General features: G+C 68.4%; 10 protein-coding genes and 1 riboswitch. Of the genes, 5 read left to right on the top strand and 5 right to left on the bottom strand.

Annotation, left to right across the window (positions count from 1 at the left end; all coding sequences use genetic code 11):
• Positions 1–162 precede the first annotated feature (162 nt).
• A riboswitch (SAM riboswitch) is annotated at positions 163–284 on the top strand.
• Positions 285–347: 63 nt separating this feature from the next.
• Positions 348–1670, top strand: a complete 1323-nt coding sequence (locus GOALK_RS12430) for a bifunctional o-acetylhomoserine/o-acetylserine sulfhydrylase (protein WP_006359172.1) — start codon at positions 348–350, stop codon at positions 1668–1670.
• Between the two features lie 16 nt (positions 1671–1686).
• Positions 1687–2841, top strand: coding sequence for a homoserine O-acetyltransferase MetX (metX, locus tag GOALK_RS12425; protein ID WP_006359171.1), 1155 nt, complete (start codon positions 1687–1689; stop codon positions 2839–2841).
• Between the two features lie 41 nt (positions 2842–2882).
• Here the strand turns inward: metX and GOALK_RS12420 are convergent, their stop codons facing one another.
• The 3 genes from GOALK_RS12420 to GOALK_RS12410 all read right to left on the bottom strand — a co-directional run bounded on the left by GOALK_RS12420 (position 2883) and on the right by GOALK_RS12410 (position 5882).
• The gene (locus tag GOALK_RS12420; RefSeq protein WP_035750896.1) at positions 2883–4412 is read right to left on the bottom strand and encodes an Hsp70 family protein; all 1530 of its coding nucleotides are present in this window, start codon (positions 4410–4412) and stop codon (positions 2883–2885) included.
• Between the two features lie 163 nt (positions 4413–4575).
• Entirely contained in the window at positions 4576–4809 is a 234-nt protein-coding gene (locus GOALK_RS12415) for a DUF3017 domain-containing protein (RefSeq protein WP_210735478.1), read from the bottom strand.
• A 167-nt stretch (positions 4810–4976) separates the two neighbouring features.
• Entirely contained in the window at positions 4977–5882 is a 906-nt protein-coding gene (locus GOALK_RS12410) for a bifunctional methylenetetrahydrofolate dehydrogenase/methenyltetrahydrofolate cyclohydrolase (protein ID WP_196813013.1), read from the bottom strand.
• A 55-nt stretch (positions 5883–5937) separates the two neighbouring features.
• Here GOALK_RS12410 and GOALK_RS12405 point away from each other — a divergent pair, with 55 nt between their 5' ends.
• Positions 5938–6876 carry a serine/threonine dehydratase gene (locus GOALK_RS12405; RefSeq protein ID WP_035750580.1) on the top strand — a complete coding sequence of 313 codons (939 nt, stop codon included), beginning with the start codon at positions 5938–5940 and terminating at the stop codon, positions 6874–6876.
• Between the two features lie 46 nt (positions 6877–6922).
• Positions 6923–7387 carry a tRNA (cytidine(34)-2'-O)-methyltransferase gene (locus GOALK_RS12400; RefSeq protein WP_006359166.1) on the top strand — a complete coding sequence of 155 codons (465 nt, stop codon included), beginning with the start codon at positions 6923–6925 and terminating at the stop codon, positions 7385–7387.
• Here the strand turns inward: GOALK_RS12400 and GOALK_RS12395 are convergent.
• Together GOALK_RS12395 and GOALK_RS12390 are read right to left on the bottom strand one after the other, a co-directional pair.
• Positions 7384–7611, bottom strand: a complete 228-nt coding sequence (locus GOALK_RS12395; RefSeq protein WP_006359165.1) for a DUF167 domain-containing protein — start codon at positions 7609–7611, stop codon at positions 7384–7386. The genes GOALK_RS12400 and GOALK_RS12395 overlap by 4 nt on opposite strands.
• A 46-nt stretch (positions 7612–7657) precedes the next feature.
• Positions 7658–10942 (bottom strand): error-prone DNA polymerase, encoded by a 3285-nt coding sequence (locus GOALK_RS12390; RefSeq protein ID WP_006359164.1) that lies wholly within the window; start codon positions 10940–10942, stop codon positions 7658–7660.
• A gap of 171 nt (positions 10943–11113) precedes the next feature.
• Here GOALK_RS12390 and GOALK_RS12385 point away from each other — a divergent pair.
• Positions 11114–12620 (top strand): SDR family oxidoreductase (locus GOALK_RS12385; RefSeq protein WP_006359163.1); only part of this gene is annotated, 1507 nt, incomplete at its 3' end.

The raw sequence follows: 12620 nt of genomic DNA, 5'->3' as shown, positions 1-12620 counted from the left end.
CTGCTAATGATCTTGTACTGGCGATTCACGCTGAACATCTACCGATTTCAACCGCTCGGAGGACACGCTCAGTACACGTTTCGGAACGCTGATGAAGAGTTCGATTCGGCGTGACCGGGAGGGTTCTCTGGCACTCACATCCGTGTTATATCCTTGTCGCCAGGTCATGAGTATCAGCGACAAGCCCCGGCTTGCTGATCGGCAACCCTCCAACCGCGGTGGGGTGCTCCGGGTGATGACCGGGTTGTGGGATCGCGGAAGCGAAGCCCCGGCAAGCGCGGGTCCGAAGGTCGGACCCCAACAGGGTCGAGTTTGGCCCTGCCGACCGTAGAAAGTGATCAACAGTCATGTCTGATGCCAACGAAGGCACCAATCCAGCCGACACGTGGAGCTTCGAGACCAAGCAGATCCACGTAGGCCAGGCCGCCGACGCAACCACGAACGCCCGGGCGCTGCCGATCTACCAGACCACCTCCTACGTCTTCAACGACACGCAGCACGCGGCGAACCTCTTCGGTCTCGCGGAGCCGGGCAACATCTACACCCGCATCATGAACCCGACCCAGGACGCGGTCGAGCAGCGGATCGCGGCCCTGGAGGGTGGCGTCGCGGCCCTGCTCGTGTCGTCGGGTCAGGCTGCCGAGACCTACTCGATCCTGAACATCGTCGAAACCGGCGGTCACGTGGTGTCGAGCCCGCGTCTGTACGGCGGCACCTACAACCTCTTCCACTACACCCTGCCGAAGCTGGGCATCGAGGTGAGCTTCGTCGAGGATCCCGAGGATCCCGCGTCGTGGCAGGCGGCCATCAAGGACAACACCCGAGCGCTGTACGGCGAGTCGATCTCCAACCCCAACAACGAGATCCTCGACATCAAGGGCATCTCCGAGGTCGCACACCGCAACGGCCTGCCGCTGATCATCGACAACACCGTCGCCACCCCGTACCTGATCAACCCGCTGGCCCACGGCGCCGACGTCGTCGTCCACTCGGCCACCAAGTACATCGGCGGACACGGCACCGCGATCGGCGGCGTGATCGTCGACGGCGGCACCTTCGACTGGCGCGTCCAGCGTGACGGTGAAGACCTGTTCCCCGGCTTCACCACCCCGGACCCGAGCTACCACGGTGCGGTGTTCGCCGACCTCGGCGCCCCGGCCTTCGCGCTCAAGGCCCGCGTCCAGTGGCTGCGCGACACCGGTGCCGCCATCGCACCGTTCAACGCCTTCCTGCTCGCCCAGGGCCTCGAGACCCTGAGCTTGCGCATCGAGCGCCACGTCGCCAACGCGCAGAAGGTCGCGAAGTTCCTCGAGGGTCACGCGCAGGTCGAGTCCGTCGCCTACGCCGGCCTCGAGTCCTCGCCGTGGTACCAGCGCGGCCAGGAACTCGCCCCCAAGGGCCAGGGTGCGATCATCGCCTTCGAGATCAACGGCGGTGTGGACGCGGGCAAGAAGTTCGTCGACGCCCTGAGCCTGCACAGCCATGTGGCGAACATCGGCGACGTCCGTTCGCTGGTCATCCATCCGGCCTCGACCACCCACAGCCAGCTGACCCCCGAGGAGCAGCTCGCCGCGGGTGTCACCCCGGGCCTGGTGCGCCTGGCCGTGGGCATCGAGGGAATCGACGACATCCTGGCGGATCTCGAACAGGGCTTCGCAGCCGCCAAATAGGACAGGTGAGGCAGTTTTGTCGGTGAGTATCGACCTGAACGCGCAAGCGTCTGATCAGCCCGACTGGGAATCGGTCCCGGACGGGAAGCTCGTCGGCATGAGCATCGGCTCGCTGCCTCTCGACAGCGGTGAACGGATCGACAACGTCACCCTGGCGTTCCAGCGCTGGGGGACGTTGTCGCCGTCCCGCGACAACGTCATCCTCACCCTGCACGCACTCACCGGCGACTCCCATGTCACCGGTCCCGCCGACGCCGAGCACGAGACACCCGGCTGGTGGGACGGCCTCATCGGCCCGGGCCAGGCCATCGACACCGACGAGTGGTGCGTCATCTCGGCCAACGTGCTCGGTGGGTGCAAGGGATCGACCGGTCCCGGGTCTCTCGCCTCCGACGGTCGGCCCTGGGGATCACGCTTCCCGCAGATCACCGTGCTCGACCAGGTCCGCGCCGAGGTCGCGCTCCTCGACCGCCTCGGAATCCGCAGCGTCGGAGCCGTTCTCGGCGGATCGATGGGCGGGGCCCGCGCACTCGAATGGGCCATCGAATACCCGGAGCGCGTTCGCAGCGCACTGGTGCTGGCCGTCGGTGCCCGCGCCACCGCCGACCAGATCGGCATCCAGACCACTCAGATCGCCGCCATCAAGTCCGACCCGGCCTGGCACGGCGGCAACTACCACGGAACCGGCCAGACGCCGCTGACCGGGATGGGCATCGCCCGTCAGATCGCGCATCTGTCGTACCGCAGCGAGCCCGAACTCGACGAGCGCTTCGCCAACGAACCGCAGGGCGACGAGCAGCCGCTGCTCGGCGGCCGGTACGCCGTCCAGAGCTACCTCGAGCACCAGGCGTCGAAGCTGATGCAGCGCTTCGATCCAGGCAGCTACGTGGTGCTCACCGAGGTCCTCAACCATCACGACGTCGGCCGCAACCGCGGCGGCGTGCAGAAGGCGCTCAACGAGTGCAAGGTCCCGGTCATCGTCGGCGGAATTGACTCGGATCGCCTGTATCCGTTGCGGTTACAGGCCGAGCTCGCCGAAGAACTGGGCAACTGTGTCGGCGGTTTGCAGGTCGTGCGCTCCGACACCGGACACGACGGCTTCCTCACCGAATTCGACGCCATCAGCGACCTGCTCAAGCGCACGGTCGAGCTCGCTCGCCGCGACGCCTGACTTTTCGGGATCCTCCCCGGTCTGAAACCGGCCGTCTGCGCTCAGCGCGGGACTGGTACCGGGGTGCTCGACGACGCCGGTGGTGCCGTCCGCACGGCTCCGGATTCCGGCGTCTCTTCGCGAGGCGATGACCCCGACGACCGATTGGGTACCGATCTGTTCGGTGTCGGCGTCAGCGGCGGCGGAGCCGGCGTGGTGTTCCGCGGCCGGATCTCCTTGGGCAACAGCGTCGGCGGGATCGGGGGTGTCGAGCCCGGCGCGAACGGCAGCGTCGGCCACGGGAACGGCGACAACGTGCGTGTGCTCGTCCCGGTCGACGGCGCGGTCGGCGGCAATTCGGTGGTGGCCCAGCCCGGCTGCTGGTTCCACGCCGGCGGCTCAACCGGTTGCAGCGGTTGGGTGGGCTGCTCGTAGGTCTGCTCGACCGGCTGGTCCGGGATCTGCGTCACCGGGGCCGAGGTGGTCGTCGGCGCCGGCTCGGAGCTCTGCTCGCTCGTCGTGGCGGCGGCGGGGACGCTACTCACCGTCGACGACGGCTCGGTGATCTGACGTTCGGCGAACGACGAGCTGACCGCATAGACGGTGATCAGGGCCGCGGCGATGATCGCGCCCGCAACCGCGAGCGGTGTGGCCGACAGCCACTCGCGCTGCCGTTGTCCGCCGATGAAGGCGAGCCGGGTAGTGCCCGAATAGGTTTCGCCGGCCAGGAGAGCCGCACCAGTCGCCGCGACCAGTTCCGGGGTCGACGGGCAGACCGTGTCGAAGTCGTGGCCGCGGGCCAGGTCGCGGACCGCAGGGAGATTGGCGAGACCGCCGACGAAGACCACCGCATCGGGGTCGACTCCGCGGGCGGACGCTTCGGCGACGTATCGGTCGAACACCTCGCGCGCCTCGCGGACCATCGGCGCCACCGCGTCCGCCACATGGGATTCGGTCAGCGCGACCCGCCCGGCACCGCCCGGGAGTGCCACCGAGGGACCGCCGGACCCCGAATGTCCGTAGGAGATCTCTTCTTTCGCCGTCCGGCAGGCGCTGAGCAACTCGCTGCGGCCGGCGCGGCTGCGCGCGGCGTCCCCGAGCGACGGATTGTCGGCGGTGAGGTTCGCGGCGATGGCACGGTCGAGACGACGTCCGCTGAGGACCGTCGAGCGTTCGACCCCCGTGATCCGGCGACTGCGCGGATCGACGGTGTAGATCGACATGCCGGTGTCGCCGCAGTCGACGACGACGGCGGTGGAGAATCGATCGATCTCGCCGGTGTCGGCGAGGTAGGCGACCACGGCCTCGTCCTCGCCGACCAACCGGATCTGGCGACGGGGGCCGCTCCCCCGCGATCGCAGGTGGCGTCGTTGAGCGGCGGTCCGGGCAGCCACTCCGATCGGACCCACCCGGGCGCCCGCCTCGCGGGCGGCGCCGAGCATGACGTCGATGCCGGCGTTGACGCGGCCCGCACCGTCGAGACCGTCGGTCGGGTCGACGTCGATGACGCGGGAATCCACCACGCTGCGGCCGAGATCGTCACGCGTCAGCAGGACGTAGTGGATCATGCCGGCGCCTGCCGACACGCCCATCGACGTCGCTTCGTTCACATGGTCATCGGTCGGTGTTGCGGTGATACGTACTCCAGCGGTCGGTGCGTCTGCCCCAGCGTCGTACTCGGTGCTGCTCGGCAGAGAGTTGCCTGGTCAGGCGCGACCACTCGTTCTGAAGGTCACGCTCAGGTCTCTATTGTAATCAATCCGTGCCCAGAGAGTCGATCGATGTGGCGAGCCAGAGCATCACACCGCCGACCGTCGCCATCACCGATACGTCGAACAATTTCCCTCTGACCTGCAGCAATCCCGCCTGAGACGACGGGATGAACGCACGGAGCAGCGCTCCGACGAGAAGCGCCGCACCGAACACGAAGGATCCGCGTCGCCATCGGTCGAACATCACGAGCAGGGCAGCCGCCAGGACACCCAGCATGACCAGCAGGTACGGGATCTGGACGAGAACCGCACGCACCCCCCGCACCGGCTCGGACCCGGGCTCGGCATCGTGATGTCCGTCACCGGAGGCCGGCGGCCGCAACCGATTCGGATCCGACGAGGGCAGATCCGCTCCGGCGGGACCGACGCGCGGCTCGTCCGGGCTCACGCCGTGCCGCCGCCCTCAACCCCGGCGACGGCGCCGGCAGCGGCCTGCTGGGCGGCGAGCTGCTGCTCGGCCCGCTCGACGACGTTGACGAGCAGGAACGCGCGCGTCAGCGGTCCGACCCCGCCCGGGTTCGGCGAGACGTGTCCGGCGACCTCCCACACGTCGGGATGGACGTCGCCGACCAGGCCGTCGTCGGTCCGGCTGACGCCCACGTCGATGACCGCGGCACCCGGCTTCACCATGTCCTTGGTGATCAGATGCGGCACGCCGGCGGCCGCGACGACGATGTCGGCGCGCTCGACCTCCGACCGGAGATCTGCGGTGCCGGTGTGGCAGAGGGTGACCGTGGCGTTCTCGCTGCGGCGCGTCAGCAGCAGACCGATAGGCCGGCCGATGGTGACACCGCGACCCACGACGGTGACGCGGGCACCGGCGATCGGGACGTCATAACGACGAAGGAGGTGGATGACGCCGCGCGGTGTACACGGCAGCGTCGACTCCTTGCCGAGTACGAGTCGCCCGAGGTTGATGGGGTGGAGTCCGTCTGCGTCCTTGAGCGGGTCGATCCGCTCGAGCGCCGCGTTCTCGTCGAGGTGCTTGGGCAGCGGCAGCTGCACGATGTATCCGGTGCAGGCCGGGTCGGCGTTGAGTTCGTCGATCGCGGCGTTGAGCTGCTCGGTGGTCGTGTCGGCCGGGAGGTCCTTGCGGATGGAGGCCACCCCGATGCGGGCGCAGTCCGAGTGCTTGCCTTTCACATAGGACTGCGAGCCCGGGTCGTCGCCCACGAGCACGGTGCCCAGACCGGGGGTGATGCCCGCCTCGCGCAGTGTGTTCACCCGTTCGGTGAGATCTGCGAAGATCTCGTCGCGCGTGGTCTTGCCGTCCAGTCGTATCGCGGTCACGCCCGACATTCTTCCATCCACGGCGACTCTGCTGTGAGCCACTACTGTCTGTGCCGTGAGAGCAACACGGGCCGACGTCGACCTCGCTGCGGCAACCATCTCCCCGCTCGTGCGGCGGACACCGACGCTGCGCACCGCCATCGAGTCCGTCGACGGCCCCCGGGACGTCGTCTTCAAACTCGAATACCTCCAGCTCGGCGGCTGTTTCAAGGTGCGGGGCAGCCTGTGGGCGACGCTGCACGCACGCGCGGAGGGAACACTGACCGACGCCGGGGTTCTCGTCGCGTCGGGAGGCAACGCCGCGATCGGCGCCGCCTGGGCCGCACGGATCGCCGGCGTGCCGTGCACCGTCGTGATCCCGGAAACCGCGCCCGAGGTCAAGGTCCAGACGTTGCGAACCCTGGGTGCGCAGGTGCACCTCGTCGGGCTGCGCTATCAGGACGCCGCCGACGCCGCCGTCGAACTCGCCGCCACCACCGGCGCGCTCCCGCTGCATGCCTACGACCTGCCCGACATCGTCGCGGGTGCGGGCACGATCGGCCTCGAGGTGACCGAGGACATCCCCGGTCCGCTCACCACCGTGGTCTGTGTCGGTGGCGGTGGCCTCATCGCGGGCCTCGCGGCGACCCTGCGTCCGGGCGACCGTCTCGTGGGTGCCGAACCCCTCGGGGCGTCATGTCTTCACCAGGCGCGGGCAGCGGGGTCGCCGGTCCCGGTCGAACTCGAGAGCGTCGCCGCCGACTCCCTCGGCGCCACCCGCGTCGGTGACATCTGCTGGGAGACCGCCGCGCAGCACCCCGGCGTCGACAGCGTGCTGGTGACCGACGACCAGCTCATCGCCGCGCGGCGGATGCTGTGGGACTCGCACCGCATCCTCGTCGAACACGGCACCGCTGCCGCCGTCGCCGCGGTGACCACCGGAGCGGTTCGGCCGGAACCGGATTCGACGCTGTGCATCGTGCTGTGCGGGGCAAACACGGGCTCCGACCTGTAGCGGCGCCGTCATCGACGCCGAGCCGTGCGACTACGCTGGGCACATCATGTTCCGGATCATGTTCTATCAACCCTGCATCCCGCCGAACACCGGAAACGCGATCCGGCTGGCCGCCAACACCGGGTGCGAACTGCACCTCATCGAACCGTTGGGGTTCTCGATGTCCGACGCCCAGGTCAAGCGGGCGGGGCTGGACTATCACGAAATGGCCAATGTAACCGTGCATCCCAACCTGGTGACGGCGTGGACCACGCTGAAGCCCGAGCGGGTGTTCGCGTTCACCGCACACGCAGAGCGCTATCACACCGATGTCGACTACCGGCCCGGCGATGTGCTGTTGTTCGGTCCGGAACCCACGGGTCTGCCCGACGAGGTTCTCGCCGAACCCGAGGTCACCGACCGGGTGCGCATCCCGATGCTCGCCGGCCGTCGATCACACAACCTCGCCAACGCGGCGAGCATCGTCGTCTACGAGGCATGGCGGCAGAACGGTTTCGCCGGCGCCGTTTAGTCGACGCGGTACCGCTTGGTGCGGGCGGTGGCCCCGCCGATGAGCGCGACCTTGCTCTTGGGTACGCCGAGATGTGAGGCGAGCAGTTCGGCGACCGCCTTGTTGGCACGACCCTCGGTGGCGGGTTCGCGAACGTAGATGGTGAGGGTTCCGTCGGGGCCGGCTTCCACCAGCGGCCCCTTGCTGCTCTTCGGCTTGACGGTCACCACGACCTGCTGCGACATCGATGTCCCCGATTCGTAGTTTGTCACTCCGGCAGGCCCTCACGGGCTACTGCCAGTCTCTGGATCTGGTTCCCACCCGAAGATCCATGCGCTGCAAACGATCTGCGACGACGGTCACGGCGCCTTCGGCATTCTGTACCCGACCGCGCACCAGCAATGCCGGTGCGGTCTGTGCCAATACACGGTACCGCGCCCAGAGGCCGACGGAACACACCACGTTGACCATTCCGGTTTCGTCCTCGAGGTTGATGAAGGTCACGCCGGAGGCCGTCGCAGGTCGTTGGCGGTGGGTCACCGCGCCGCCGATCAGTACGCGCGCGCCGTCGGGCACCGACAGCAACCGGTCCGCGGCCACCACCCCCATCGCGTCGAGCCGAGGGCGCAGGAACTGCGTCGGATACGACTTCGGGGTGATACCGGTGGCCCAGGCGTCGGTGGCCGCCAGCTCGATGTCGGACAGGCCGGGCAGCGTCGGCGTGGCACCCGCCGATCGCAGTTCCAGCTGGTCGTCACGAACGGTCGCGGCCGCCCCGGCCTCCCAGAGCGCCTGTCGCCTGCTGAGACCGAAACCGTCGAAGGCCCCGGCCCCGGCGAGACCCTCGAGTTCCTTGGCGCTCAACGCGGCCCGGCGGGAGACGTCGGTGATGTCGGTGTACGGGCCGTCGGCGCGCCGGTCGACGATCCGCTGGGCCACCTCCTCCCCGACCCCGCGCACCTCGTCGAGCCCCAGCCGCACGTCGAGGCCCTCGTTCTCCAGCGTCGCGTGAGCAAGAGAAGCGTTGATGTCGGGGCGATGGACCGCCACCCCGTGCCGGCGGGCGTCGGCGACCAGGGTCTGCGGCGAGTAGAAACCCATCGGTTGCGCCCGCAGCAGCGCCGCGCAGAACGCGGCCGGGTGATGCAGCTTGAACCACGACGAGTAGAAGACCAGCGACGCGAAACTCTGCGAATGACTCTCCGGGAAGCCGAAGTTGGCGAAGGCGGCCATCTTCTCGAAGATGCGGTCGGCGGTGTCCCCGGTGATGCCGTGGAGCTTCTCCATGCCGGCATAGAAGCGTTTGCGCAGGCGTTCCATCTTCTCCGGCGACCGTTTGGAACCCATCGCCCGACGCAGCTGGTCTGCCTCGGAGGCGTCGAAACCCGCGACGTCGACGGCCAGCTGCATCAGCTGCTCCTGGAACAGCGGCACACCCAGCGTCCGCTCGAGGGCCTTGTGCATCGACGGGTGTTCGACGGTGACCGGCTCGTCTCCGTTGCGCCGTTTGATGAAGGGATGCACCGAACCGCCCTGGATGGGTCCGGGGCGGATCAACGCCACCTCGACGACCAGGTCGTAGAAGCAGCGCGGTTTCAGCCGCGGCAGGGTCGCCATCTGGGCGCGGGACTCCACCTGGAACACACCGACCGAGTCGGCGCGGCACAGCATTTCGTAGACCGCCGGTTCGGCGAGGTCGAGCGTGGCGAGATCGACCTCGATGCCCTTGTGCTCGGCGACCAGATCGATCGCGTAGTGCAGCGCCGAGAGCATCCCGAGACCGAGCATGTCGAACTTGACCAGCCCGATGGCCGCGCAGTCGTCCTTGTCCCACTGCAGCACGCTGCGGTTCTCCATCCGCGCCCACTCCGTGGGGCAGACGTCGGCGATGGGCCGGTCACAGATCACCATGCCACCGGAGTGGATACCCAGATGCCTTGGCATACCGAGGATCTCACCGGCCAGATCGGTCACGTCGGATGGCGCGGCGTCCGGGGACTTGGCCCAGGCATCCTGCTGCCCGGGCGCATATCCCAGCGCCCTCGCCATGTCCCGGATCGCCGACTTGCCTCGGTAGGTGATGACGTTGGCCACCTGCGCGCTGCGATCCCGGCCGTACCGGCGGTAGACGTACTGGATGGCCTCCTCACGACGGTCGGACTCGATGTCGACGTCGATGTCGGGCGGCCCGTCGCGTTCGGGGGCGAGGAACCGCTCGAACAGCAGCTTGTTGGCGACCGGGTCGACGTTGGTGATCCCCAGGGCGTAACAGACCGCCGAGTTGGCGGCGCTCCCCCGGCCCTGGCACAGGATGTCGTTGGCCTTGCAGAAGTCGACGATGTCGGCGACGACGAGGAAATAGCCGGGGAACGTGAGGGTTTCGATGATGGCGAGTTCGTGTTCGATCTGCCGGTAGGCCTGCGGATGTTCGACGGGTGTGCCGTATCGGCGCCGGGCGCGGGTCATGGTGAGTTCGCGCAACCAGCTGGCCTCGGTGTACCCCTCCGGCACGTCGAACGGCGGCAACTCCGGCGCGATCAGACCGAGCCGAAAGGCGCAGTCTGCGGCGATGCCGACCGCGTTGTCGATCGCGTCGAGGTGAGCGGGCATCAGCCGGGCCATCTCGTCGCCGCTGCGCAGGTGTGCGCCGGCGACCCCCGGCATCCAGCCGGCGATGGTCTCGATGTCGGTGCGTGCCCGAACCGCCGCCATCGCCATCGCCAGCCGGCGGCGTCGGGGTGCGGCGAAGTGCGCACCCGTGGTGGCGACCGTCGGCACCCCGGCGCGTGCGGCGAGACCGGCGAGCACCGCATTGCGTTCGTCGTCGTCGGGCATGCCCTGGGCGGTGAGTTCCAGGACGACGTTGCCGTGACCGTAGGTCTCGATCATCTCCCGCAGCGCGATCTCCGCGGCCGGGACACCGCCGCGGTCCAGCGCCCGCCGGACCGCGCCCTTCCGGCAGCCGGTGAGGATCAGCCAGTGTCCGTCGCCGGCGCCGGACAGGGCGTCGCGGTCGTAACGCAGCAAGCCCTTCTCGCCCGCCACCATGTGTGCCTCGGCGATGGTCCGCGACAGCCGCCGGTAGCCCTCGCCGTCGCGGGCGAGGACCAGCAGGTGTTCTCCCGGTGGATCGTTGAGGCCGCTCCGGGCGATGTCGGGTTCCAGCGACAGCTCGGCACCGAAGACCGTCGGCATGCCGAACTCGCGGGCGGCCTCGGCGAACCGGACGATGCCGTAGAAGCCGTCGTGATCGGTGACGGCCAGCGCTTGCAGTCCGAGCCGTTCCGCCTCCTCGACCAGCTCCTCCGGCATCGACGCGCCGTCGAGGAAGCTGTACGAGCTGTGGGCGTGGAGTTCGGCATAGGCCACCGACGACGAGCCGCGCGCGATGTCCTCCGCCTGGTAGGCGCCGCGTTTGCGCGACCAGGCCGGGCTGTCGCCGCCGTCGCCCGGGAACATGGCGTGGTCGCTGTCATCGGGGCCGAAAGCGGTACCCGGACGCCCGCCGTCGGGTGCCCGACCGGAGAGCACCCGCTCCATCTCCGACCACGTCGGTGGTCCCTGATCCCAGCCCACCCGAGCAGTCTATCGAACATGCATTCGAATGAACATCTCGATTCCCGCCCCGCGGTCGTTGCGCTCGGCACAAGTAAGTGCAACTCTGAGTATCAGACAGATTCCATCTCCCATCGGGGGGACGAGGACATCCAGCGGGCGACATGCCCGCTCACATGATGGGATCCCAACATGACCAGCTACTTCATCACCGGAGGCAGCGGATTCATCGGCCGACGCGTCATCGATCGACTTCTGACCGTCGACCCCGGCGCGACCATCCACGCCCTGGTTCGCGAATCCTCACGATCGGCGTTCGACGCCCTGCTCGACGAGCTCGGTGCCACCGGTCGGGTGACCCCGGTCGTCGGGGACCTGACCAGCCCGGGCCTCGGCCTCGACACGCATGACCTGCCGGAGTTCGACCACGTGGTCCATCTCGCCGCGATCTACGACATGGCCGCCGACGCCGAGTCGCAGCGCGCGGCCAACGTCATCGGCACCTCTCGCGTCGCCGACTTCGCCATCACCCACGACGCCCTGTTCCACCACGTGTCCTCGGTCGCCGTCGCCGGCGATCATCGCGGCCGGTTCACCGAAGCCGATTTCGAAGTCGGCCAAGGTTTTCCGACGGCATATCACCGGACAAAGTTCGAGGCGGAGCGGGTCGTCCGCGAGCGCGAGGGCCTGCGGTGGCGCGTGTATCGGCCGTCGATCGTGGTCGGCGACTCGCGAACCGGCGAGATGGACAAGATCGACGGTCCCTACTACTTCTTCGGGCATCTCGCCGCGCTCGGCCACCTGCCGTCGAGACTGCGGTTGCCGATGCCCGACCTCGGCACGCTCAACATGGTGCCCGTCGACTTCGTCGCCGCCGCGATGGTCGCGCTCATCGCCGTGGACCCCGAACGCAGCGGATTGGTGTTCCATCTCGGCGACCGGCGTTCGCTCACCACCACCGAGATGTACAACGCCCTCGCCCCGGCATTCGGAGCGCCCCGCGGTTTCGATGCCATCCCGCACTCGGTGGTCGAGCCCGCGCTCGCTCTGTCAGCCATGGGACCCGCCCGCGTCGGACGCAATCTCCTTGCCGCCCAACAAGGTATCCCGTCAGCGGTGCTCGACGCGGTGTCGTTGCCGGTGGACTTCTCCTCCGACGCCACCCACGCCGTCCTCCACGAGCACGGGATCAGCGTTCCCGACTTCACCGAGTACGCACCCGGCCTGTGGCAGTACTGGTCTGCCCACCTCGACCGCTCCCGCAACCGGCGCCGTGACCCCCGGGGTCCGCTGGTGGGCAAGAACATCCTCATCACCGGCGGGTCGAGCGGTATCGGCAAGGCCACCGCCCGGATGTGTGTCGCCCACGGCGCCAACGTGATGATCGTGGCCCGGTCTGCCGAGGAACTCGATTCCGCCGCAGACGAATTGAATTCGACGACCAGCAAGAAGGGCATCCCGCCGGGCCGGGCGGTGGCCTACCAGTGCGACATCACCGACGAGGAGTCGGTCAACGCACTGATCAAGTCGGTGCTCGCCGAGCACGGTCACGTCGACGTGCTGGTCAACAACGCCGGCCGGTCCATCCGGCGCGCCACCGTGAACTCTGTACAGCGCTCGCACGACTACCACCGGGTCATGGCGGTCAACTACTTCGGCGCGGTCAACCTCATCCTCGGACTCCTGCCGCACATGGTGG

This window comes from Gordonia alkanivorans NBRC 16433, assembly GCF_000225505.1.
Lineage (GTDB): Bacteria > Actinomycetota > Actinomycetes > Mycobacteriales > Mycobacteriaceae > Gordonia > Gordonia alkanivorans.
The sequence above is the reverse complement of the archived record's forward strand: the minus strand, read 5'-3'. Positions and strand labels throughout refer to the sequence as shown.